Source organism: Microbispora sp. H10885 (genome assembly GCF_014161415.1).
GTDB classification, from domain to species: Bacteria; Actinomycetota; Actinomycetes; order Streptosporangiales; family Streptosporangiaceae; genus Microbispora; species Microbispora triticiradicis.
The window spans coordinates 45,748-68,651 of record NZ_JABBWY010000015.1 but is presented as its reverse complement, the minus strand read 5'-3'; the positions used below and the strand labels follow the sequence as shown (position 1 = coordinate 68,651).

General features: G+C 73.0%; 19 protein-coding genes and 1 pseudogene. 10 read left to right on the top strand and 10 right to left on the bottom strand.

Annotated features, from left to right (window positions below; all coding sequences use genetic code 11):
* Positions 1 to 251 precede the first annotated feature (251 nt).
* Positions 252 to 1,148: a helix-turn-helix domain-containing GNAT family N-acetyltransferase gene (locus tag HHX37_RS32325; protein WP_310737895.1), complete on the top strand. Its 897-nt coding sequence runs from the start codon at positions 252 to 254 to the stop codon at positions 1,146 to 1,148.
* Positions 1,149 to 1,171: 23 nt separating this feature from the next.
* Positions 1,172 to 1,333, top strand: a complete 162-nt coding sequence (locus tag HHX37_RS32320; RefSeq protein ID WP_182887840.1) for a hypothetical protein — start codon at positions 1,172 to 1,174, stop codon at positions 1,331 to 1,333.
* Positions 1,334 to 1,377: 44 nt separating this feature from the next.
* Here HHX37_RS32320 and HHX37_RS32315 read toward each other — a convergent pair whose 3' ends face one another.
* A complete protein-coding gene (locus HHX37_RS32315) occupies positions 1,378 to 2,715 on the bottom strand; it encodes an alkaline phosphatase PhoX (protein ID WP_182887839.1) in 1,338 nt (445 codons plus the stop codon).
* Positions 2,716 to 3,155: 440 nt separating this feature from the next.
* On the opposite strand from HHX37_RS32315, the gene HHX37_RS37340 reads away from it, so the two are divergent.
* The 3 genes from HHX37_RS37340 to mmuM all read left to right on the top strand — a co-directional run bounded on the left by HHX37_RS37340 (position 3,156) and on the right by mmuM (position 7,908).
* Entirely contained in the window at positions 3,156 to 3,995 is an 840-nt protein-coding gene (locus tag HHX37_RS37340) for a helix-turn-helix domain-containing protein (protein WP_259406913.1), read from the top strand.
* Positions 3,992 to 6,661, top strand: coding sequence for a VIT domain-containing protein (locus HHX37_RS32305; RefSeq protein ID WP_259406912.1), 2,670 nt, complete (start codon positions 3,992 to 3,994; stop codon positions 6,659 to 6,661). Before HHX37_RS37340 ends, HHX37_RS32305 begins: the two co-directional genes overlap by 4 nt.
* Positions 6,662 to 7,053: 392 nt before the next feature.
* On the top strand, positions 7,054 to 7,908 hold the full coding sequence (mmuM, locus tag HHX37_RS32300) for a homocysteine S-methyltransferase (RefSeq protein ID WP_182887838.1): 855 nt from the start codon (positions 7,054 to 7,056) through the stop codon (positions 7,906 to 7,908).
* 69 nt (positions 7,909 to 7,977) lie between these two features.
* On the opposite strand, the gene HHX37_RS32295 is transcribed toward mmuM, so the two are convergent.
* Together HHX37_RS32295 and HHX37_RS32290 are read right to left on the bottom strand one after the other, a co-directional pair.
* Complete coding sequence (locus HHX37_RS32295) at positions 7,978 to 9,522, bottom strand: MDR family MFS transporter (RefSeq protein ID WP_182887837.1); 1,545 nt, start codon at positions 9,520 to 9,522, stop codon at positions 7,978 to 7,980.
* Between the two features lie 148 nt (positions 9,523 to 9,670).
* Positions 9,671 to 10,368: pseudogene (locus HHX37_RS32290) on the bottom strand (lysophospholipid acyltransferase family protein).
* Positions 10,369 to 10,484: 116 nt separating this feature from the next.
* Between HHX37_RS32290 and HHX37_RS32285 the strand changes: the two are divergent.
* Both HHX37_RS32285 and HHX37_RS32280 read left to right on the top strand, forming a co-directional pair.
* A complete protein-coding gene (locus HHX37_RS32285; RefSeq protein WP_182879122.1) occupies positions 10,485 to 11,249 on the top strand; it encodes an alpha/beta hydrolase in 765 nt (254 codons plus the stop codon).
* A gap of 12 nt (positions 11,250 to 11,261) precedes the next feature.
* Positions 11,262 to 11,783, top strand: coding sequence for a hypothetical protein (locus HHX37_RS32280; protein WP_182879123.1), 522 nt, complete (start codon positions 11,262 to 11,264; stop codon positions 11,781 to 11,783).
* 34 nt (positions 11,784 to 11,817) lie between these two features.
* On the opposite strand, the gene HHX37_RS32275 is transcribed toward HHX37_RS32280, so the two are convergent.
* From HHX37_RS32275 to HHX37_RS32245, 7 genes are all read right to left on the bottom strand, one after another.
* Complete coding sequence (locus HHX37_RS32275; protein ID WP_182887836.1) at positions 11,818 to 12,990, bottom strand: hypothetical protein; 1,173 nt, start codon at positions 12,988 to 12,990, stop codon at positions 11,818 to 11,820.
* Positions 12,987 to 13,886: an endonuclease/exonuclease/phosphatase family protein gene (locus tag HHX37_RS32270; RefSeq protein ID WP_310740634.1), complete on the bottom strand. Its 900-nt coding sequence runs from the start codon at positions 13,884 to 13,886 to the stop codon at positions 12,987 to 12,989. Before HHX37_RS32270 ends, HHX37_RS32275 begins: the two co-directional genes overlap by 4 nt.
* Positions 13,864 to 14,805, bottom strand: coding sequence for an ROK family glucokinase (locus tag HHX37_RS32265; RefSeq protein WP_117409207.1), 942 nt, complete (start codon positions 14,803 to 14,805; stop codon positions 13,864 to 13,866). The genes HHX37_RS32270 and HHX37_RS32265 overlap by 23 nt, the downstream gene beginning before the upstream one ends.
* 97 nt (positions 14,806 to 14,902) lie before the next feature.
* The gene (locus HHX37_RS32260; RefSeq protein ID WP_182887835.1) at positions 14,903 to 15,394 is read right to left on the bottom strand and encodes a DUF5304 family protein; all 492 of its coding nucleotides are present in this window, start codon (positions 15,392 to 15,394) and stop codon (positions 14,903 to 14,905) included.
* Positions 15,391 to 16,551, bottom strand: a complete 1,161-nt coding sequence (locus HHX37_RS32255; RefSeq protein ID WP_117409205.1) for an ArsA family ATPase — start codon at positions 16,549 to 16,551, stop codon at positions 15,391 to 15,393. Before HHX37_RS32255 ends, HHX37_RS32260 begins: the two co-directional genes overlap by 4 nt.
* Complete coding sequence (locus HHX37_RS32250; RefSeq protein WP_182879126.1) at positions 16,548 to 16,985, bottom strand: SRPBCC family protein; 438 nt, start codon at positions 16,983 to 16,985, stop codon at positions 16,548 to 16,550. The genes HHX37_RS32255 and HHX37_RS32250 overlap by 4 nt, the downstream gene beginning before the upstream one ends.
* Before the next feature lie 15 nt (positions 16,986 to 17,000).
* The gene (locus tag HHX37_RS32245; RefSeq protein WP_182887834.1) at positions 17,001 to 17,768 is read right to left on the bottom strand and encodes a metallophosphoesterase family protein; all 768 of its coding nucleotides are present in this window, start codon (positions 17,766 to 17,768) and stop codon (positions 17,001 to 17,003) included.
* Between the two features lie 292 nt (positions 17,769 to 18,060).
* On the opposite strand from HHX37_RS32245, the gene HHX37_RS32240 reads away from it, so the two are divergent.
* The 3 genes from HHX37_RS32240 to HHX37_RS32230 all read left to right on the top strand — a co-directional run bounded on the left by HHX37_RS32240 (position 18,061) and on the right by HHX37_RS32230 (position 22,801).
* Positions 18,061 to 19,851, top strand: coding sequence for an AMP-dependent synthetase/ligase (locus tag HHX37_RS32240; protein ID WP_182887833.1), 1,791 nt, complete (start codon positions 18,061 to 18,063; stop codon positions 19,849 to 19,851).
* Between the two features lie 413 nt (positions 19,852 to 20,264).
* Entirely contained in the window at positions 20,265 to 21,164 is a 900-nt protein-coding gene (locus tag HHX37_RS32235; RefSeq protein WP_117409201.1) for a manganese catalase family protein, read from the top strand.
* 218 nt (positions 21,165 to 21,382) lie between these two features.
* A complete protein-coding gene (locus HHX37_RS32230) occupies positions 21,383 to 22,801 on the top strand; it encodes an Nramp family divalent metal transporter (RefSeq protein WP_259406911.1) in 1,419 nt (472 codons plus the stop codon).
* The last annotated feature ends 103 nt before the right edge of the window (positions 22,802 to 22,904 follow it).

Here is a 22,904-nt window from a genome sequence, read left to right as displayed (position 1 = left end):
GCGGAATGGCGCGGCCGGGCCCAACGCAGACCCCGGTGCTCACCGCACCGCATTCTGCCCAAGCCTCGCGACAATGGTCTAGACCAACAAGAGAGGCTACGCCACCCGGCCGACCACGACCAAAACAGTCTCGCACGGCGAGACCGCAGCCGCCGGGAGACCCGTCTTCCCAACCGTACGCGGCGGCTCTATGTTTGACTCAGTCAAACGTTTCCTTGAGGTGGGCAACCAAAATGGACATAGTGCCGCAAGTGCGTGCGTTCAACCGCTTCTACACCTCCGTCATCGGGGTGCTCGGTGCGGGAATGCACGACACCCCCTACTCGCTGACGGAGGCGCGGGTGCTGTTCGAACTGGGCACCCGGGAGCAGGCGGCCGACGCGGCGGACATCAGGGGCATGCTCGGTCTCGACGCCGGCTACCTGAGCAGGATCCTGTCCAGGTTCGAGACCGACGGGCTCGTCTCCCGCGAGAAGTCCCCGGAGGACGCCCGCCGCCAGGTCGTACGGCTCACCCCGAAGGGCCGGGAGACCTTCGCGATGATCGACCGGCGCTCCGCCGCCGAGATCGACGCCCTGGTCGAGAAGCTCGCCGACCCCGAACGCCGCCGGCTCGTCTCCGCGATGGACACGGTGAAGCGCCTGCTGGAGCCACCCGCGCAACGGCGCGAACCGTACGTGATCCGGCCGCCGCGGCCGGGCGACCTCGGCTGGGTGGTGCAGCGTCACGGGGCCCTCTACAGCGAGGAGTACGGCTGGGGCGCGTCGTTCGAGGCGTACGTCATCAGGATCCTCGCCGCCTACCTCGACGACCACGACCCCCGGCGGGAGGCGGGCTGGATCGCCGAGGTCGCGGGCGAGCCCGTCGGGTGCGTCTTCTGCGCGCACGAGGACGAGACCACGGCGCGGCTGCGACTGCTGCTGGTCGAGCCGTCCGCGCGGGGCATGGGGATCGGCGGGCGACTGGTCGAGGAGTGCCTGCGCTTCGCCACCGCGGCCGGGTACCGCAGGATCACGCTCCTGACCCGGGACGTGCTGCTCGGCGCCCGCCGGATCTACCAGGCCGCCGGGTTCACCCTGGCCGATCGCTATCCGGGCGAGGAGTCGGGCGTCCCCATCGTCGAAGAGGTGTGGACGCGCGACCTCTGACCCCCCGCCCTAGCATGATCGCCATGCGCGGAGCGGTACGGCGGGCCGCTCAACCGCATGCCGTCGCGGGCGTGGACAAGGATCTCGAAGTGGCCTTCGGCGACGGACGGCGGTTCGGCGCCCGGGCCGGAACGCCACTCGTGCGGTGTCCCACGGCCCCTGCTGACGTCGCCTGCCCGGCCTGATGTCACCGGGCTCGGCGGGACGGACGGGGCCTGCCGCGCGTGGCTCAGGCGCGTACGAGGTCCTCGAACGGGCCGGTGATCTCAACGGTGACGGGCACCACACCGGACGGGGCGGCGGCGGGTGGGCGGCAGGAGAGATAGAGCCTGTCGCCCGCCGGGGACATGGACGGACCCGTGACCGTCCAGCCGTCCGGCATCCGGAGGAACGGCACCACCCGGTCCCCCGCGACGAGGACGATCTCCTCGTCGTCGTCCCTGCCGCCGGGCCGTGCCTCCGGTTCCTCGGCCGTCGCGGAGCCCGGGCCGCTCGACCGGGTGGGGGCGCTGAGGTCGGCAGGAGTGCCGGGGGCGTGGGCGATGCCGGGGCTGCCAGGGGCGATACCGGGGGTGCCGGGGTCGTGGAGAACACCGAGACGCTCCGACCTGACGTCGTAGGCCCACACGCGGCCGTCGCCCTCGCTGACGAACCGCAACACGCCGTCGAGGTAATGACAGTCGCCGCCGCCCGCGAACCGCCGGGCACCCTTCACCTGGTCGCGTACGGGCACGCGGGACGCGGCCGGGGACGGCACCGGCTCCCACCGGACGGCCTCGTCGCCGGGAGCTCCGGTCATCACGTCGAGGACGCCGGTGGTGAGATCGCCCCAGTCGCCGGGGCGGAACCGGTACAGGCACCCGTCCGGCTCCCCCTCGGTGAGGTAGACGAACCCCCGGTCGGGATCGCAGACCATGCCCCCATGGGTGAACAGGCCCATCGCCAGCCGGGGCATCGGAGCGCGCAGGCCGTACGGGTCGCATTCGAAGACCGTGCCCTGGGGCGTCCGCTCGCCCGACAGCCAGGTGTCCCACGGGGTCACGGCGCCGGAGTCGACGCGGTCGGCGCCGGACAGCACGCGATATCCGCCGCGCAGGCTCCCGTCCGGCGCGAACCGCAGCGCGGTCACGCCACCGAGCAGCGGCAGCGCGCAGTTGGAGACGTAGATCCAGCCGTCACCGTCCGGGAAGCACCCGCCGCCGCCGGGCGCGGCGTGCCACACCACGCCGCCGGTACGCTCCCCCGACCAGGCCACGATCCGGCAGGTGAAGCCCGGCGGGAGGGTACGCGGCAGGTGCCGGGCCACCAGGTCGTCCGCGTCGCTCCGCTCGGGAGACTCGTTCCGGTCAGACCGGTCCGCGCGCCCGGCGAGAGCCCTCTTCCGGCGCGGCTCGGCCTGTCGGGGGCGGCCCGTGTGCCCGTGCGGGTTCCGCTCCCCCGGCGGCTCGTCCCGCTCGCCGTGGCCGACGCCTCCCGGCCCGTGCGGGTCGGCTCCGCGAGGGGACGCCGTGCGCCAGACCGATCCCGGCGACGCCGACACGGCCGCCGACAAGGAAGTACCCCGCACCGCTGACCCGCCTTCCTGACCTGCCCCTGGTCATGCCTCTGGTCACGCCTGTTGTCGCTCCGGTCCGCCCCGTACGGACGGTGCCGCTTCGCCTGCGGGCCGCCCGGGACGGCCGCCTTCTCACCTGGACGCCCTCTCACACGGCCGCCCGGACCGCCCTCTCGCCCGAGGCCGCTCGCCGTGCCGCCGGGCGCCGCCCGCTCCCCCTACCCCGTCCGGAACGCATCTGACCGGGTCTTTCTCTCCAGGACGGCGGGTCGCACACGTGGACGCCCAGTGGATCGGGAACGCGTGAACGCCGAGGAAAGGGACATCTCTTATCGAGGCGAACGCTCCGCGAACCCTGGCGCCGCACGCCGGGACGAGGCCCTTCACCCCTGACGGGAACCTTCATCGGCGAGATGTTGACAGTGTCATTGTTACAGTGTCATCGTAGAGGCATGAGCGGGACCTGGACGATCGGTGAGCTGGCAGAGCGGGCGGCGGACCTGCTCGGATCCGAGCCGCGCGTCAACGGAAGGGTCCGGGAGGTGCCCAACGAACGGCTCATCCGCTGGTACACGACGATCGGCCTGCTCGACCCGCCCGCCGCCCGGCGCGGCAGGCTCGCTCTCTACGGACGCCGCCACCTGCTTCAGCTCGTGGCCGTCAAGCGCCGCCAGGCGGAGGGGTTGTCCATCGCCGCCATCCAGGCCGAGCTCGCGGGCGCGACCGACGCCATGCTCCAGCGGATCGCCGGCCTTCCCGAGGTGCCCCACCCGCAGGGCGGCCCCGGTCGCGCCCTCGCCGAGCCGTCCCAGCCGGGAGTGACAGAGCCGGAACGGCCCTCGGCCGCCACGATCCCCGACGTGGCGCGGCCGACGGACCGGAAGCGGTTCTGGGCCCGGCCGGCCGGCTCCACCCACTTCGATCCGGCAGGCTCCGTCCCTGCGGGGGCCGGACCCGGCGATCCCGTCCCGGTGCCGCGCCCCGGCGCCGCACCCGATTCCTTCGGCACACCAGACCTGCGCACCGTCACAACGGCTTCCACCGGCGGACCGGCGGGGGACCTTCGGGGGGACGTCCTGTTCGGCGTCCGTCTCGCGCCCGGGGTGACGGTCCTGCTCGAATCGGCCCACCGTACGCCGGACGGCGACGAGGCGGCCGCGCTGCGCCGGGCCGCCGCCCCGCTCCTCGCGGCACTCGGCGCGCTCGGCCTGGCCGGGCCCTTCGAGGACACCGAGACCACGACGCCCTGGGACTCATCGGATTCCGAGACACGCAAGGGGATGACCTCATGACCGTTCCCATCACACCTCTGCGGCCGGAGGAGTGCCTGCCCGAGCCGCACGCCGGGCTCGGCGCGCTCGAAACCGCGAAGGGCAACCTCCCTCTGGAGAGCGTCGACGTCACCGCGCGTCTCACCGGGCTGGTGGCCGGCGTCGAGGTCGTCCAGACCTTCCGCAACCCGTTCGACGTGTCGCTTGAGGCGACGTACGTCTTTCCGCTGCCGCCGCGAGCGGCGGTCACCGCCTTCCGCATGGAGGCGGACGACCGGGTGATCGACGGCGTGCTCAAGGAGCGCGGCCAGGCGCGGGCCGACTACGACCGCGCGCTCGCCGAGGGCAGGCGCGCGGCGATCGCCGAGGAGGACCGGCCCGACGTCTTCACGATCCGGGTCGGCAACATCGTCCCCTGGGAGCGCGTGGTCGTCCGGCTCACGATGAGCCAGCCGCTCCCCTACGAGGACGGCGCGGCCGAGTTCCGCTTCCCGCTGGTCGTGGCTCCCCGCTACATACCGGGGGCTCCCCTGTCCGGGCCCGCCGCGGGTGACGGCGTCGCGCCCGACACGGACGCCGTGCCCGACGCCTCCCGCATCTCACCGCCGGTCCTGCTGCCCGGGTTCCCGTCCCCGGTACGGCTGTCGCTCACGACGACCGTCGACTCCGCCGGGCTCGGCCTGCGGGAGGTCCGCTCCAGCCTGCACGAGGTCGAGCGAGAGGGCGACACGATCACCCTGCGGCCCGGCGAACGGCTCGACCGCGACTTCATCCTGCGCCTGGCGTTCGACGCCTCCTCGTCCCTCGCCCTCGTCCCGGACACCCTGTCCGGCGGTGTGCCGGACGCGCCGGGCGGCGTGCCGGAGCGCGTCCCCGCCGGACCCGCGGGCCGCGAGCCGCGGGCAGGCGAGACGACGGCCGGACGGGAGGCGGGCGGACGGGAGGCGGGCGGACGGGAGGCGGGCGATGCCTTGGGAACCCCGGAGGGGACCTTCGTGCTCACCCTGCTGCCTCCGCCCGAGGACACGGCACGGTCCGCGCCCCGGGACGTCGTCCTGCTGCTCGACCGCTCGGGCAGCATGACCGGATGGAAGATGGTGGCGGCTCGCCGCGCCGCAGCCCGCATCGTCGACACACTCACCCGGCACGACCGGTTCGCCGTGCTCTCGTTCGACTCCGTGGTCGAGCGCGCGTTCCCGGGTGGCCTGGTGGAGGGCACCGACCGCAACCGGTACCGCGCCGTCGAACATCTCGCCCGGCTCGGCGCCCGGGGCGGCACCGAAATGCTCGCCCCCCTTGAGGAGGCCCTGCGCCTGCTGGGCGAGCGGGACGACGACCTCCCGGGCGAGCCCGCACGCGATCGGGTGCTCGTGCTGGTCACCGACGGCCAGGTGGGCAACGAGGACGAGATCCTCGAACGCGTCGGCCCCCGGCTGGGCGGCACCCGCGTCCACACCGTGGGCATCGACAGGGCGGTGAACGCGGGGTTCCTCGGCCGGCTGGCCCTGCTCGGCTCCGGCCGCTGCGAACTGGTCGAGTCGGAGGACCGTCTCGACGAGGCGATGGAGCACATCCACCGGCGGATCGGCTCGCCGCTGGTGACCGACGTCTCCGTGCGCGCCGAGGGCGTCGACCTGGTGCCGGGCACCGTCACGCACGCGGGTTCGCTCTACCCGGGGGTCCCGCTGGTCGTGACCGGGCGTTACCGGGGCGGGGCGGCGGGCGCTCTCACCGTGCACGGCCGCACGACCGACGGGCGTACCTGGGAGGATCGCGTCGAGGGCCGTCCCGCCCGGGACGGCGCGGCGCGGGCCGTGTGGGCGCGGGCGCATCTGCGCGCCCTGGAAGACCGATACGCGGTGGGCGACCGCTCACTGGAGCAGCAGATCATCGACATCTCGCTCCGCTTCGGTGTGCTGTGCCGGTTCACCGCGTTCGTGGCCGTCGACACCCATGTGACCGGTGAAGGCGCTCCGGAGCATCGCGTCCTCCAGCCGGTCGAACCGCCGAGCGGGTGGGAGATACCCGCCGCGATGCCCATGATGGTGGCCGGAGCGCCGATGATGGCCAGGATGGCCTCCGTCACCAGCAGCGCGGAGGCCGCACCCGGCACGGCGGCGGACGCGCCCATCGGAGTGGTCTCCGGGGCTGTCGCGCCGAGCGCGCCCTTCGCCGCCGCACCGCCCCCACCTCTGTCTCCGGCTCCGCCTCCGGCCCCGGGCGCACCGGGCGGCGGGGCGCGTCCGTCCCGAGGGTTCTCCGCCGGAGGCTTCCTGTCGCGTCGTGGCTCCGAGCCCGCGGCGCTGACGGATCTCGACGGCGTACGGCCCCTGCTGACCGAGGAGCTCACGAGACTGGGCCAGGCGGAGTCGCTGCCGGAGCGGGAGCGCCGGCGCTACCTGGCGGATCTCGCCAGCCGCCTGCGAGTCGTCGCCCAGATGGTGGGGAGTCACCCCGGCCTTCTCGCGCTGGCAGCCGACCTCGACAAGGCCGAGTGGGCCGAAAGCTCGCTCGACGACCTCTGGCGGCGGGCCGTCGATCTGCTGACCGCCCTGGTCGGCGGCTCCGGGCGGGGCGAGCACGGCGCCGGTCACGGCGAAGGCAAACACGGCGCCGGTGACGGCGAGGGCAAACACGGCTCCGCGACGGAGAAGGAGCGCCGGCGCCCCTTCTGGAAGCGGTCCTGACCCTTCCCGCCTCCCGGGGCGCGTCGCCGCGAGCGTCTTCGGGACGGACGGCTGTGGCCGGGACACCGGCGGAAACGCCGGGCCCGGCCACAGAGGGTCCGCTGCCGCAGTGAGCGAAGCCCTACGAGGGTTCAGGTAGGCGGATGACATCGGACGGCGGGGTGGGCACGGGACGCCGAGGCTCCCGCACCCCTCCCGCGTCGGGCCGATCGTCGCGTCCACCTGCGGGGACGCGAGACCGGCGGCGCAGCAACCGATTGACGAGCTCTTTAAGCCCCATACCTGGCGAACGTAGTAGATCCACGAGCGGTTCCGACAGAGAACCGGCGTCCGCTCCGGGCGAACCATCCCCTCCGGCCAGCTCACGGACCTGAAGCACGTAGGGTGCCGGTATGCATCCCGTGGTCCTCGACGGCGGTCTCGCGACCCATCTGGAGTCCCTCGGCTGCGATCTGAGCGACGACCTGTGGTCGGCCCGGCTGCTGGCCGACGATCCCGGCGTCATCCGCCGCGCGCATCTCGACTACTTCCGCGCCGGCGCCGACGTCGCCACCACGGCGAGCTATCAGGCCAGCGTCCCCGGGTTCGTACGGCACGGCATGTCGCCGCGGGAGGCCCGCGACCTCATCCGGCTGTCGGTGACGCTGGCCGTGCAGGCGAGGGACGAGGCCGGGCACGGACTGGTCGCGGCGAGCGTGGGGCCCTACGGCGCCTACCTCGCCAACGGCGCCGAGTACACGGGCGACTACGACCTGGACGAGGACGGCCTGGTCGAGTGGCATCGCGAACGCTTCGGCATCCTCGCCGGCGCCGGAGCCGACCTGCTGGCGTGCGAGACGATTCCCTCGGGGGCCGAGGCCCGGGCGCTGGCGCGGCTCCTGCGTGAGACGCCGTACGTGCGCGCCTGGGTCGCCTTCTCCTGCCGGGACGGCGAGCACGTCAGCGACGGGACGCCCTTCGAGGAGTGCCGCGCGATCTTCGACGGGCTTCCCCAGGTGGTCGCCGTCGGCGTGAACTGCACCGCGCCACGGTTCGTGCCCGACCTGGTCAAGCGTGGTGCCACCGTCGTCTATCCGAACTCCGGCGAGCGGTGGGACGCCGTGAACCGCCGCTGGCTCGGCCTCGCCGACCCCGTGGAGTTCGGCAGGGCGGCCGCCGGATGGGTCTCGCTCGGCGCCCGTCATGTGGGCGGCTGCTGCCGCACCACTCCCGCCCACATCCGCGAGATCCGCTCCCACCTCACCTGACCGGTCCTGACCCGGGGCAGACCTCCTGGACCGCGAGGCCCACGCCCGGGCCGGCCCGAGCGGGCGCTGTCAGCCCATCTCGGCCTGGGCCTGGCCCTCGCCGCCCCGGGACGCCAGCGGGATCTCCTTGAGGAACAGGGCCACGACCAGCGCGGCGGCGACGAAGGGCAGGCTGGCGAGGAACACGTCGTCGATCGCGTTCGTGAACGCGACCAGCACGTGTTCCTTGACCGGCTGCGGCAGCCGCTGGATCGCCTGCACGTTCTCGGCGTTCACCTGTCCCGGAGGCATCCTGCCGCCGAACTCCGCGGCCAGATGGTGGGCGAGCCGGCTGGTGAGGACCGCGCCCATGATCGCCGTACCGATGGCGGCGCCCATCATCCGGAAGAACGTCGCCGAGCTGGTCGCCACGCCCATGTCGGCCCGCTCCACCGCGTTCTGGATCGCGGTGACGACCGTCTGCATGGTGAACCCGAGCCCGGCGCCGAAGAGGTAGGCGTAGATCGCCACCTGCCAGTACGGCGAGTCCGCCCGGATCGTGGACAGCAGCCACAGTGCCACCAGGAGGACCGCCGCGCCGAGGATCGGGTAGACCTTGTAGCGCCCGGTGCGGCTCATCAGCTGGCCGGAGGTGATCGACGTGGAGAAGATGCCGACCACGGCGGGCAGCAGTGCCAGTCCCGACACGGTCGGCGACATGCCCTGCACCGCCTGCAGGTAGACCGGCAGGAAGATCATGCCGCCGAACATCGCGAGTCCCGCGAGGAAGTTGTAGCCGTTGCCCACGCTGAAGACCGCGTTGCGGAACAGGCGCATCGGCAGGATCGGCTCGGGCGCCCGCAGCTCCACCAGCACGAACAGCGCTGCGAACGCCACGAAGGCGGCGAGCAGGGCCAGCGCGCCGGGGGCCGTCCAGCCGAGTTCGTTGCCCGTCCAGTCGAGGTAGAGCAGGAAGCACGACACGGCGGCCACGATCAGCGTCGCGCCGAGGTAGTCGACGCGGTGGCTGCGGCGCACGGTGGGCATCTTCAGCGCCACCGATGTCACGACGAGCGAGACCACCCCGATCGGCAGGTTGATCCAGAAGATCCACCGCCAGCCCGGGCCGTCGGTGAAGAAGCCGCCGAGCAGCGGCCCGGCCACGCTGGAGGTGCCCCAGACGGCGCCGAAGTATCCCTGGTAGCGCCCGCGCTCACGCGGCGGGATCACGTCGCCGATGATGCTGAACGCCAGCGACATCAGGCCGCCGCCGCCCAGGCCCTGCAGCGCGCGGAACGCGATGAGCTGGCCGATGTTCTGGCTCAGCCCGGCCAGGACCGAGCCGAGCAGGAAGATGCCGATCGCGGTCTGGAAGATCACCCGCCGGCCGTACAGGTCGGAGATCTTGCCCCACAGCGGGGTCGCCGCGGTCGAGGTGAGCAGGTAGGCGGTGACCACCCAGGAGAGCTTGTCGAGGCCGCCGAGCTCGCTGACGATGCGCGGCAGCGCGGTGCCGACGATGCTCTGGTCGAGCGCGGCCAGCAGCATCCCGGCGGCGACTCCGCACAGGACGATCAGGATCTGACGGTGGGGCAGGTATCCCGGTGCGGCCTGCTGCTCCTCGCGGACGCTCATGCCGCGCGCCCCCGCGGGCCGGACCCCCACGCGGTGGGTGACGTCGACGTGCGGCACCTGTGTGCTGGCTTGGGCATGCGCCTTCCGATCTGAACGTCTGGATCACGCGCGGTGGACATCGCCACGTTACCCGTCCAGTCCGGAAGTATTAGGAATTCTCGCGAGCCGCCCGTGTCATCTCGGTCTTCGCCGCCGCCGCGTACTTGTCGACGTACTCCTGGCCCGACAGCTCCATCAGCGCGTACATGATCTCGTCGGTGACGGCGCGGAGCACCAGGCGGTCGTTCTCCATGCCGTAGTAGCGGGAGAAGTCGAGCGGCTTGCCGTACCGCACGCCGGGACGGATGCCGAACCTCGGCACGGGCCGCCCGGGGGGCATCATCTCGAACGTGTTGACCATCGCCCATGGGATCACCGGCGACCGGGACTCCAGCGCCAGCCGCGCCACGCCCGTCTTGCCCTTGTAGAGGCGGCCGTCGGGCGACCGGGTGCCCTCGGGTAGATGCCGAGGACCTTGCCCTCGTTGAGGATGCGCAGCCCGGTGCGCAGCGCCGCCTCGCTCGCCTTGCCGCCCGAGCGGTCGATCGGCACGGTGCCGACGGCCGAGAAGAAGGCCCGGCTGAAGAGGCCCTTGATGCCGCTGCCGGTGAAGTACTCCGCCTTGCCGAGCGAGATGACCTTGCGGGGCAGGAACCCGGCCCCGAAGAAGTGGTCGGCGAACGACAGGTGGTTTCCGGCCAGGATGACCGGGCCCTCCTTCGGGACGTTCTCCACGCCCTCCGCCCAGGGGCGGAACACGAAGTGGAGGAGCGGCCAGAGGATGGCCTTCACCACCCAGTACAACACGCGGACTCCCTCGGCTCAGATGTGAAGTCATCTTCGCACGCCCAGCCCTCTCGCACTAACGCTGACCAACGTGCGAGTATCGGGCGGAACACGCCGCCGTCGGACGGAGGTCTCCCATGCCAGTGCTGCCCGGTGCGGAGCCGTACCACCACGACGGCGGCGAGATCGGCGTCCTCCTCTGCCACGGGTTCACCGGCTCGCCGCAGTCCCTGCGGCCGTGGGGCGAGCACCTGGCCCGGGCCGGGCTGACCGTCTCCCTGCCGCGCCTGCCCGGCCACGGCACGAGCTGGCAGGAGATGAGCCGCACGCGCTGGGAGGACTGGTACGCCGAGCTGGGCAAGGCGTTCGCCGACCTGCGCGGCCGGTGCTCGGACGTGTTCGTGGCGGGGCTGTCCCTCGGCGGCTGCATGGCGCTGCGCCTGGCCGAGGTCCACGGCGACTCCGTACGCGGGGTCGTGGTGGTCAACCCCTCGGTGGTCAGCGACGCGCCGCTGCTGCGGCTCGCCCCGGCGCTGAAGTACGTGATGCCCTCGGTCCCCGGCGTGGCGGGCGACATCAAGAAGGAGGGCATGACGGAGCTCGGCTACGCGCGCACCCCGGTGCGTGCCGCGGCCACGCTGCCCCAGCTGTGGAAGCTGGTCCAGCGGGACATCGGCGAGGTGAAGCAGCCGCTGCTGGTGTTCCACAGCAGGGACGACCACGTCGTGAAGCCGGCGAGCGTGGCGTTCCTCCAGGCGAGGCTGGGGGACAATCTGGAGGTCAGGGAGCTGACGGACAGCTATCACGTCGCCACCCTCGACAACGACGCGCCCGCGATCTTCGAGGGGAGTCTGGAGTTCATCCGCTCCCACGCCTCGGTACCCTTGACGAAGGACCTGTGACCAGGGATCGACGTGACACCGCAAAGTGACGAGGACGAGGTCTGGCGCCAGATCGTCGCCTCGTTCAACGAAAAAGCCGAGGACGCCTCGGCCGATCAGCCATGGCCTGATCGCGAGAACGTGACCGAGGAGCCCCGCCCCGGCGCGGCCAACGGCTCCACCGCCACCGACCGTGACGGCGCCGACGACGGCGCCCGGGACACCGGCGGCGAGCGTGACGACGCCGCCGGCGAGGGCACGGACGAGCCGGACGGCCAGACGGCCCCCGTCGCGGTGAGCGAGGACGACGACCACTACGTCCCGCCGCCCCCGCCGCCGCTCCCCCAGGCGGACGCGGTCACCCGGGCGTCGTGGCTGGCGCTGTTCGGCGGCCCGGCCTATCTGCTGCTGGCCGCCCTGCTCGACTGGCCCAGGGACGGCTGGATCGTGTTCGCCGCCGTGTCGGCCTTCATCGCGGGGTTCGTGGTCCTCGTCGTACGGATGGGCGACGGTCCGCCCACCGACTCCGGCTGGGACGACGGCGCGGTCGTCTGACCCGGCGCCCGCCTCCCGTCACGCCTGCCGCGCCTCACTGGGCGGCGAGGGCGTGCGGAGGGCCGAACCGCTCGACGAGGTCGGTGTAGCGCTCCTTGCCGTCCAGCACGTGGCCGACGGCCATGGTCAGCTCACCGGTGTGGGTGACCGCCTGCAACCGCACCTTGCGGTCCGCGCCGGACTTCTGGCCGCGCAGCCTGGTCCAGCGCGACCCGTCGTAGCGGAGCAGGAACCCGTCCGCCGCGTGGGCGGGGTCGTAGCCGGCGATCCAGAACACGCCCTCGCCGTCGCCGGTCACGCCGTACAGTTCGGCGTGCCGCTCCGGCGGCGTCGCCCGCTTCCAGCGCCTGCCGTCCCAGTCGAGGACCAGCGGGGAGATCTTCCCGTCCCGGTAGACGCCGCCGATCGCGACCGCCCGCTTGCGGCTCTCCGCGTAGACGTCGCGCAGGAAGCCGCCCCTGATTCGCGGCAGGTCGGCCCGCTTCCACCCGCCGCCGGTCAGCCGCATGGCCAGGGGGCCGTCACCCGAGTCGCCCACCGCCCAGCCGTCCGACTTGCCCGCCAGGGCCACGCCGTAGAGGGCTCCCCCGGGCCCCTGGCCGGTCTTCCAGGCGGCCCCCTTGCCGGCGCCGCCGCTGCTCAGCAGGAACGCCTGGCCGTCGCGGCTGCCGACGGCGGCCACCCGGCCGGAGGACGCGGCGATCCCGCCGAGCCAGTCGCCCGTGCGCAGGCGCGGCACGCCGACCCGGTCGAACCCGTCGGCCGACCCCTTCGCGAGGTACGGCAGGCCGTCGTGCCCGTCGCCCACCACCCAGACCTCCCTGGGGGACGCGGCGGCGACCGACCGCAGGTGCCCGGCGCCGGTGGCGTCGCCCCTGATCGGCACCTCGCTCCAGGAGGAGCCGTCCCAGTGGGTGATGACTCCCCGGTTGCGCCAGAAGTCCCAGGCCTCCTGCTGGCCCACCGCCCAGACGTCCCCGGCTGAGAGGCCGGCGACGTCGGACAGCGAGGCGTCGGCCCTGAGGCGCCCGGTGGGGAGCCCCGGGCCCTGCGCGACCTCGTCTCCCGACGGGCCTCGCTCCGCCCGGGGGCGGGCGGTCCCTGTCTGCGCGTGCGCGACCGATGTTGCGCACGGGAGGAGTCCGGCCAGCAGACCGGCGGACAGCACACACAACGGCACCGCACGCCGGATGCGGCGTCGGGTCATGGAACAGATCGTAAGGGGAACGGCGCCCTCTCCGTCGCAGAGGTCGTGATTCCGGGCCCGGCGCGACGCCCGGCGTGACGCCCGGACGCGATCTCGGCGACCACCGGCCGGTGGTCGCTCGCGGCGGCCAGATCGCCGGAGGGCACGTCCGCCCCTCCGCAGGAGAGGACGGTCAGGCCCGGCCCCGCGAAGACCGCGTCGATGCGCATCCGGGGGTCGCGGGCCGGAAAGGTCCCGCCGCCCGGCGCCGCGCCGGTGGCCGTACGGGAACCCCCGGCCGCGGCGGCGAAGCAGTCGGCGTACCGGGCCGCGAGGAAGCGCCAGACCGGGGCGCCGGGAGGCTCGTTGAGGTCGCCCGCCAGCACGGGGGCGGCCCCGAACTCCCGGGCGGCGCCCTCCAGGATCGGCACGATCTCGGCGGCGTGGCTCAGCCGCGCCCCGGCCAGGAGGTCGAGGTGGACCGAGCACACGGCGTACCTGTCCCGGCCCTTCTCCACGACCGCCACGGCGACCGCGCGCCGTTCGAGGCCGGTGAACCACCGCAGGCGCCGCCCCTCGCCCCGCAGCAGCCGTACGGCCGGGGAGGTGAGGACGGCGGTGCCGTTCAGCCGGCCTCCGGCCGCCACGGACAGCCCGGCGGCGCGGGCGAGGGCGGCCAGGGAGACCGGGACGGCGCGGCTGAACACGGGCCGCCCGTGCCGCCGCGCCGGCAGGCGCGGCACCTCCTGCAGGCACAGCACGTCCGGCCGGAGGGCTCTGATCACCCGGGCCAGCGCCCTCCGGTCGTCCTTCAGCCCGCGGACGTTGTAGGTCGCGACCCGCAACACGCTCCCGCCCTCCCGGGCGGTGCCGTCGCCGGCCTCCGGCACGTCCTCAGCGGAGCCTGGCGAGGTCACCGGCCCCCACCAGACCGGCGGACGGTCCCATCTCGGCCACCCGGATGTCGGCGAGCGGACGGTGGCCCCGGCCGGTCAGCCGCGCGGCGAACTCGTCGCGTACCCGGTCGGCGAACAGGTCCGCGGCTCCGGAGACACCGCCGCCGAGGATGAAGCACCCGGGGTCGAGGATCGCGGCCAGGTCGGCGAGGCCCTGCGCGAGCCAGTCGGCGAGCGACTCGAACGCGTCCAGCGCCGCGCGGTCGCCCAGGCGCGCCGCCTCGGTCACGTGCTCGCCCCGGACGCCCTCGACCGAGCCGCCGAGCCGCAGCAGGTGGGTGGCGGCGGCGGGGTCGGCCTCGGCGTTCGCCTTGGCCTCCGCCAGCAGCGAGCTTCCGCTGGCGTACCGCTCCCAGCACCCGTTGTTGCCGCAGCCGCAGGGGCGTCCGCCGGGCACCGTCTGCATGTGGCCGAGCTCGGCGCCCATCCCCCACCGGCCGCGGTAGAGGTCGCCGCCGAGCACGATGCCCCCGCCGATGCCCGTGCCCACGGTCACGCACACGACGTGGCTCTCGCCCCGGCCCGCGCCGAAGCGGTACTCGCCCCAGGCCATGGCGTTCGCGTCGTTCTCCACGACGACCGGCAGGCCGACCAGCTCGCCGACCTTCTTGCGCAGCGGCTCCTCCCGCCAGGCCAGGTTGGGGGCGAACCGGATGACCGACCGGGTCTCGTCGACGAACCCCGCCGCGCCGATGCCCACCGCCTCGACCTCGTGCCGCGCCGCGAGCTCGTTCACCACATCGGCGATCGTGAGCGCCATCTTCTCGGGGTCGCCCGCGGGGCTGTGCCGCAGGCCGCGTTCCAGGATGCCGCCGTTCTCGTCCACGACCCCGAACGCGATTTTGGTGCCGCCGACGTCCACGCCGATGGTCAGCGCCATGCTGTCGTCCTTCCGCCCGATCCGCTACGCCGCGCTGATTGAAGCCGATCGCGCAGGGTTGTGGCAATTCCGCAGACGCGTGCCGTTTACAGCCCCGTCATGCGAGATCGATGTGCTCCACCGCAGCTTCACCGGACCGCCGCTCCCCGTCAGGCCGCGACCGGGGCGGCGACTGGGGTGACGACTGGGGCCGCTGCAGGGCGTCGACCGCCTCCCGGAACGCCGCGAAAAGTTCACCGCCGGCCGCCATCAGATGACCGGTGACGTCCCCGCCGGCCTCCCGGCGCGCCGCGATCACCCGGCACACCGGGCAGGCACGGCAGACGTACTCGTCGTGGTCCTCCGACACGGCCTCGCTCCACACGTCGCCGGACCGGCCCGCGCCGCCGCTCGCGCCGCCGAAGGCGGCCCCGATACCGCTCGCGCCGGCGAAGGCGGACCCGATGCCGCTCACCCCGCCCTTCACCAGGCCCTTGCCGAACTCGCGGCCCATCCGCCGCTGCACGGCGTCGAGCAGCTTCATCGCCTCTTCCGCCGCGGACCCGACCGGGTCCTGACGGCGGGTGGTGCTCTCGTTCGAATCCGTCATCTCGCCCCTCCTGTCTCGAACCGTACCCGGAGCCGGCCGTCCCGGAGCGCGGCCGAGGAGATCTCCCGTCTGGCCAGGGCCGCGGGAAGGGCGATGACGCGCCGGTGGGAACCGGCGGTGACGATGAGCTCGTCGCCCTTGCGGGCGAGGTCGAGGTCGTCGCGGTCGGCGAGCGGCAGGCTGAGCGACAGCTCGTCGGCGGAGATCCGCAGCGGGGGTTCCACGCCGGGGCGGGCGAACGGGTCGCGGTCCCGGTACAGCTCCTCGCCGACCCGGGCGAGCGCGTCGGTCCCGACGGGCTCGCCCGGAAGATAGGGAACGGTCAGGACGGGCAGCGGCGCGAACGACTCGTGCACGCCGGCGAGCTGCCTGGCCTGGGCCTCCACCCAGCTCCGCCGCCACTCGTCGGCGCCCTCGGCCGGGAAGACCCGGTTGGCGATCACCGCGTCGACGCGGTAGCCGTACAGGCTGAGCGAGGTGAGCGTGCGGCGGGCCTCCGCGACGACCACGGCCTCGGGGGTGAGGACGAGCCGCACGGACGCGTCGTCGCCGGCGAGCAGCGCCCGCACCTCCAGCAGGCCCCGGTGCAGCCGCTCGCCCGCCGAGATGACCTCGGCCTGGGGCACGCTCACCTTCGCGACGTGCCGGATGACCGGCGACAGCGCCCCGAGCAGCCGCCGTCCCGCCGGAAGCAGCCGGTTGACGTGCCAGTCGAGCGCCTCGGGCAGGGCCAGCAGGCGCAGCGTCTCGGCGGTCGGCGCGCAGTCGACGACGATCACGTCCCACCGGCCGGAACGGGCCTGCTCTCGCAGTTCGAGCAGCGCGATGACCTCCTCGGCGCCTGGCAGGACCGTGATCTCCTCGGAGGTGACCTCGTCGAGGCCGAGTTCCGCCAGGACGTCGCGGGCGTAGTCGCGTAACTCGCCCCAGTGCCGCTCCAGCGACCTCTGGGTGTCCACCTGCTGCAGGTGCAGGCCGGGCGCGGCCTCGACCGGGGCGTCCGAGGGCGGCACGCCCAGCGCGTCGGCGAGCGAGTGCGCGGTGTCGGTGGAGACCACGAGCGTCTTGAGCCCGCGACCGGCGGCGAGCGTGGCGGTCGCGGCGGCCACGGTGGTCTTGCCGACCCCGCCCTTCCCCGTGAAGAGGAGGACCCTCATCGGCCCTCGACGCGCCGCTTGAGCCCCTTCAGCGCGGTGTCGACGATGACCTTCTCGGCCTTGCGCTTGATCATGCCGATCATGGGGACCTTCAGGTCCACGGCGAGGTCGTAGGTGACCTCGGTGCCGCCGCCGTTCTCGGTCAGGCGGTAGCTGCCGGTCAGGCCCGAGACCATCCGGCCGGCGTCCACGATCCGCCAGCTCACGCCCGCGTCGCCGGTCCAGTCGTAGCCGAGGACGTACTCGTCGCTGATCACGCCCGCGTCGAGGACGAAGCGGACCCGGGTGGCGCGGCCGTCCTCGCCCGTCTCCAGCACCTCCGCCGCCTTCACCTGACCCGCCCACTGCGGGTACGCGGGGAAGTCGGCGATGACGGCCATGATTGTCGACCGGCCGGCGCCGATCGTGATGCTCGACGAAGTGCGATCAGCCATGTGGCCAACCGTACTTCACCATTCCAAGGCGAAAGGCGTGCCACGGCCGCGGAAATGGCCGACGTTGACGCACTCCGTACGGCCGACCCGGGCCCGCCCGGCGAGCGGCTGGTGCACGTGACCGAACAGCGCGAACCGCGGCTGCGTCCTCCTGATCGCCTCCAGCGTGGCCTCGCTCCCCCGTTCGAACCGCCGGGCGACCACGTCGTAGAGCAGTTCGGGGATGGCCGGCGGGATGTGGCAGCACAGCACGTCCACCTCGCCGACGGCCTCCACCTTGCGCGCGAACTCCTCGTCGTCGATCTCGTTCGGCGTGCGGTACCGCGTGCGCAGGCCGCCGCCGACGAACCCGAACCGCAGCCCGCCGATCTCCACGACCTCCCCGTCCAGGACCCGCTGCCCCGGGCGCAGGTGGTCGGCCCCCAGGCGCGGCAGGTCCACGTTGCCGTACGTGAGGTAGGCCGGTGTCGGCATGGCCGAGAAGATCCGCTCGTACTGGCGGCGGGCCGCCGTCTCGATGTGCTCCCGGGGGTCGCCGCCGAGGGCCGCCCACAGCCCCGCCGACATCGCCCGCGCCTCGTCGAAGCGCCCGGCCGTGCGCAGCCCCACGTACTCGGTCGCCTTCTCCGCGCCGAACAGTTCGGGGAAGATGCCCTGGGAGTGGTCGGCGTAGTCGACGAAGAGGAGCAGGTCTCCGAGGCAGACGAGCGCGTCGGCCCCGTCGCCCGCGCGGGCGAGCGCGTCGGCCCGGCCGTGGACGTCGCTGACGACGTGGATTCGCATGACGAGATGATAACGGCGGCTTTACCGGGCGCCGCCGGGGTCACGGAAAGGTGTCCGGCCCGCCGCGCCGGGGACACTGCCAGAGACCCTGATAGCGTCGTTTTCGATCCGGATGTCGTTCCGCATCACACCGGACGGCACCCGGACGACGCCCCGGATAACGCCTGGGTGACGGATCTACCCCTGCGTAACTTCGGACGGTAGCGTCCACTGAGACCCAAAGAGTGATGGTCCGCACGCGGTCCCGGCGCTGTCCGGCGGAGGCCGCGGGGCCGTGCGCGAAGGAGTGACCGTGCGCGAGTTCAGCGTTCCCGTGCTGGTGGACGTGCCTCCGTCCGCGAACTGCACCGACGTGGTTTTCCAGCGCGGCGTGGACGAGCCGGACGCCGTCGTGATCCGCCGCAAGGACGACGGGGCGGCGGCGGACGCGCCGTGGACGCCGGTGACCGCCGCGCAGTTCAGGAACCAGGTCGCGGCCGTCGCGAAGGGCCTGATCGCCTCCGGGATCGAGCCCGGCGACCGCGTCGCGCTGATGTCGCGCACCCGCTACGAGTGGACGGTCGCCGACTACGCGATCTGGGCGGCCGGCGCGGTCGGGGTGCCCGTCTACGAGACCTCCTCCGCCGACCAGGTGAAGTGGATCCTGACCGACAGCGGGGCCAAGGCCGCGATCGTGGAGACGGCCGCGCACGAGGAGACCGTACGCGAGGCCGTGCCCGCGCTGCCGTCGCTGTGGCGGATCGACGGCGGCGCGTTCGCCGAACTGGAGCGCCTCGGGGCCGAGGTGGGCGACGACGCGCTGGCCGAGCGCAGGGCGAGCCGGGGCGGCCGCGACCTCGCCACGATCATCTACACCTCCGGCACGACCGGCATGCCCAAGGGCTGCCGCCTCACCCACGACAACCTGCTCTTCACCGCCCGCAACGTCTCGCAGGGGCCGCTGGAGGCACTGTTCGACGTGCGGGGACGGGCGGCCCTGCTGTTCCTGCCGCTGGCGCACAGCTTCGCCCGGCTGATCGAGATCGTCCTGATCGAGACCGGCACCGTGCTCGCGCACAGCCCGAACATGAAGAACGTCGCCCCCGACCTGCGTGAGTTCAAGCCGACGTTCCTGCTCGGCGTGCCCCGGGTGTTCGAGAAGGTCTACAACGCCGCCGAGCAGAAGGCCACGAACGAGGGCAAGGGCAAGATCTTCCACGCCGCCGTACGGGCCGCCGTGGAGTGGAGCAAGGCGGAAAGCTCCGGCGGGGCCGGTCTCGGCGTGCGGCTGAAGCACGCGGTCTTCGACCGGCTCGTGTACGGCAAGCTGCGGGCGGCGACGGGCGGCGCGCTGACGGCGGCGGTCTCCGGGGGTTCGGCCCTCGGCGAGCGGCTCGGCCACTTCTTCCGCGGCGTGGGCATCGAGGTCTTCGAGGGCTGGGGGCTCACCGAGACCAGCGCGCCGTCGACGGTCAACATCCCGGGCGCCAACAAGATCGGTACGGTCGGCAAGCCGTTCCCCGGGGTGAGCATCCGCATCGCCGACGACGGCGAGGTCCTGGTGAAGGGCCGCCACGTCTTCGACGGCTACTGGAACAACGAGCGCGCCACCAAGGAGACCATCGACCCCGAGGGCTGGTTCCACACCGGGGACATCGGCAGCCTCGACGACGACGGCTACCTGCGCATCACCGGGCGCAAGAAGGAGATCCTGGTCACGGCGGGCGGCAAGAACGTGGCACCGGCGCCACTGGAGGACGCCATCCGGGCGCACCGCCTGGTCAGCCAGGTCATGGTGGTCGGCGACGACAAGCCGTTCGTCGGGGCGCTGGTGACGCTCGACCCCGAGGCCCTGGAGCAGTGGAAGCAGGCCAACGGGAAGAGCGAGGTCCCGACGACCGACCCGGAGATCCTCGCCGAGGTGCAGCAGGCCGTGGACGGCGCCAACCGGATGGTCTCCAAGGCCGAGCAGATCAAGAAGTTCGTGATCCTCGACACCGACCTCACCGAGGAGAGCGGCCACCTGACCCCCTCGCTGAAGGTCAAGCGCAACCTCGTCATGCGCGACTTCGCCAAGCAGATCGACGAACTCTACGCCCACTGACAGGCCCCCGAGCGCTGCTGACAGGCGCCAGTGACAGGCGCCACTGACAGGGGCGCCCGCGCCACCGTGCCCCGGCGGATGCCTCCTCCTCGGCCCGCCGGGGCGTGTCCGCGCCCTGAGCCGCCGAGTCCGCCTCCGTGTGCCCTGGGGGCGGCGCCGCACGCCTGCGGTCCCCCGAAGCCGGCGTGCCCGTGAAGCCGCTGAAAGCCGGTGTGAGTAGGCAATAGGTGGCACCTGCCCAACCATTGGTCCTTCGTTAGGTGTCGCTCCTGCTGTCCCGTTGCGGCCCGTGTTGGGATTTATGCGTGACCCCCCGGCCCATCGCACCAACAACCCACCGCACCAGCGGGGTCGCGCGCCCTCAACCCATGTAAGGCCTGCGGCTCCCTGCGATTTCCGACGCGAGGAGTCATATGTTCCGGCACACCCGGCACCTCCAGTTCGAGGCCAAGCCCGAAAAGCCCGACCCGGTGTACGCGCGCAAGCTCCAGGAACTGATCGGGGGCGCGTTCGGCGAGATGACGGTCACGATGCAGTACCTGTTCCAGGGCTGGAACTGCCGGATGCCCGGCAAGTACAAGGACCTGATCATGGACATCGCGACCGAGGAGATCGGGCACGTCGAGATGCTCGCCACGATGGTCGCGCGCCTGCTGGAAGGCGCGCCCGCGACGGCGGTCACGAAGATGGCGACCGCCGACCCGGTGGTCGGCGCGGTGCTGGGCGGGATGGACCCCCAGCAGGCCATCGTGGCCGGCGGCGGGCCGCTGCCCGCCGACGCCAACGGGTATCCCTGGAACGGCCGCTACATCGTGGCGAGCGGCAACCTGCTGGCCGACTTCCGGGCCAACGTCGCGGCCGAGGCGCACGGCCGGCTGCAGACCGCCCGGCTCTACCACATGACCGACGACCCCGGCGTCAAGGACATGCTGAAGTTCAACCTCGCCCGCGACACCCTGCACCAGAACCTGTGGCTGAAGGCCATCGAGGAACTCCAGTCGGACGGCCTGGAGGACGTCGTCGTGCCCGACGACCTGTTCGACGAGGAGCACGCCGAGCACGCGGAGACGATCTGGGACCTCTCCGACGGCATCGAGGCGCAGGCGGGCGGCTGGGCGAGCGGGCCGCAGCCCGACGGCCGCCACCAGTTCTCCTATCTCCTCAACCCCGAACCGCTCGGCGGGCTCGCCCAGGCCCCGCCGCCCGACCCGAAGCTGTACGACACCTACGACGGCAGCATGGGCGAACCCCAGGGTCCCGCCCTCGGCACCGAGGTCGGCCCCATGGGCAAGCTCAAGGACAAGCTCACCTGAAGCCCCGGGCCGCTCCCGCCCGGCCTCCCGGCGGACCCGCCCGCACCCGCGATCGGTGGCGGGCGGCAGCGCGGACATCGTCCGCGTCGCGCGGGACTGCCAAAGCCGGGCGGCACCGGCCTCCGCCTCCTCGCCCGAACCGCCTCCGCCGGTCCCGGCGCGACGCCGGGACGGGTGAGCGTCGCCACCGTCCAGACCTCTCCTCAGCGAGGCTTCCCTTGCCCGACCACCGCCGCAGCACGCCCATGCCCGCTCCCGCTCCCGCGTCGATGCCCGGGTCCGGGTCAGGGTCCGTACAGACCGTCTCCGCTGTCACGGCGGCGGGACGGCCGCCGTCGCCGGGACGCCTGGCGCGGCTGGCCGGTCTGTGCGGTCCCGCGTTCGTCGTCGCCGTGGCGTACGTCGACCCCGGCAACTTCGCGACCAACATGTCCGGCGGGGCGCGCTACGGGACCATGCTGCTCTGGGTGATCGCCGTCGCGAACGTGCTGGCCATGTTCGTGCAGGCGCTGTCGGCCAAGCTCGGCATCGCCACCGGCCGCAACCTTCCCGAACTGTGCCGCGACCACCTGCCGCGGCCGGTGGGCCTGCTGCTGTGGGCGCAGGCCGAGATGGTCGCGGTCGCCACCGACCTGGCCGAGTTCATCGGCGGGGCGGTCGCGCTGAACCTGCTGTTCGGCGCGCCGCTGCTACCCGCCGCCGCGATCACCGCGCTGGTCTCCTCGCTGCTGCTCCTGATGGCGCCGCGCGGACGCCGCCGGTTCGAGGTGACCGTGGCGGTGATGCTCGCCGTGGTGCTGGCCGGTTTCGCCTACCAGGTGATGCTGTCGGGGTCCCTCGCGGGCGTGGCGGGCGGCTTCGTGCCCCGCCTCGCCGGGCCGGACAGCCTGCTGCTGGCGACCGGGATCGTCGGAGCGACCGTCATGCCGCACGTCGTCTACCTGCACTCCGCACTGACCCAGCACCAGGGAAGAGCTCTCACACAGCACCACGGGGCCGTCACACGACACCACGCGGCCGTCACTCAGCACCATGAGGCTCTCACCGAGCGGCCCCGAGCCCTCGCCCGGAACCGCGGTGCCTGGGACCCGCGCCGGGCGGCCCTCCAGGCCAGCCGCGTCGACATCGCCGTCGCGCTCGGCACGGCGGGGCTGGTGAACATGGCGATGCTCACCGTCGCCGCCGCGACCTTCGACGGGAGCGATCTCGCGGGGCTGGAGGCCGTCCACGCCGGGCTCGGCGAGACCCTCGGCCCCGGGGCGGCCGTCGCTTTCGCGCTCGCCCTGCTCGCCTCCGGCCTGGCCTCCTCCAGCGTCGGCACGTACGCCGGGCAGGTGATCATGGCGGGCTTCCTGCGCCGCCGCGTGCCGCTTCTGGCGCGCCGACTGGTCACGGTCCTTCCGGCCATGGCGATCCTGGCCGCGGGGATGGACCCCACCCGTGCGCTCGTCCTGAGTCAGGTCGCGCTGTCGTTCGGCATCCCGTTCGCCCTGGTCCCGCTCGTCGTGTTCACCGCCCGCCGCGCCCTCATGGGCGATCTGGTCAACCGCCGGGCGACCACCGCCGCCGGTGTCGCCGTCGCCGCCGTGATCAGCGCGTTGAACGGATTCCTGCTGGTGGAAGTCTTCACCGGCTGAGGGCTCTCCGCTGGGCAGCCCCGGTCGCAGGCCGCGCTCACCGGCCGCGCTCACCAAACGCGAACACGAACCACCGGCACGAACCACGGACACGAGCACGGAC

Coding starts and splice junctions, on each gene's coding strand:
- HHX37_RS32320 (WP_182887840.1), top strand. CDS start 1,172: ATGCGCGGAGCGGTACGGCGGGCCGCTCAACCGCATGCCGTCGCGGGC.
- HHX37_RS37340 (WP_259406913.1), top strand. CDS start 3,156: ATGAGCGGGACCTGGACGATCGGTGAGCTGGCAGAGCGGGCGGCGGAC.
- HHX37_RS32305 (WP_259406912.1), top strand. CDS start 3,992: ATGACCGTTCCCATCACACCTCTGCGGCCGGAGGAGTGCCTGCCCGAG.
- mmuM (WP_182887838.1), top strand. CDS start 7,054: ATGCATCCCGTGGTCCTCGACGGCGGTCTCGCGACCCATCTGGAGTCC.
- HHX37_RS32295 (WP_182887837.1), bottom strand. CDS start 9,522: ATGAGCGTCCGCGAGGAGCAGCAGGCCGCACCGGGATACCTGCCCCAC.
- HHX37_RS32285 (WP_182879122.1), top strand. CDS start 10,485: ATGCCAGTGCTGCCCGGTGCGGAGCCGTACCACCACGACGGCGGCGAG.
- HHX37_RS32275 (WP_182887836.1), bottom strand. CDS start 12,990: ATGACCCGACGCCGCATCCGGCGTGCGGTGCCGTTGTGTGTGCTGTCC.
- HHX37_RS32265 (WP_117409207.1), bottom strand. CDS start 14,805: ATGGCGCTGACCATCGGCGTGGACGTCGGCGGCACCAAAATCGCGTTC.
- HHX37_RS32260 (WP_182887835.1), bottom strand. CDS start 15,394: ATGACGGATTCGAACGAGAGCACCACCCGCCGTCAGGACCCGGTCGGG.
- HHX37_RS32255 (WP_117409205.1), bottom strand. CDS start 16,551: ATGAGGGTCCTCCTCTTCACGGGGAAGGGCGGGGTCGGCAAGACCACC.
- HHX37_RS32250 (WP_182879126.1), bottom strand. CDS start 16,985: ATGGCTGATCGCACTTCGTCGAGCATCACGATCGGCGCCGGCCGGTCG.
- HHX37_RS32245 (WP_182887834.1), bottom strand. CDS start 17,768: ATGCGAATCCACGTCGTCAGCGACGTCCACGGCCGGGCCGACGCGCTC.
- HHX37_RS32235 (WP_117409201.1), top strand. CDS start 20,265: ATGTTCCGGCACACCCGGCACCTCCAGTTCGAGGCCAAGCCCGAAAAG.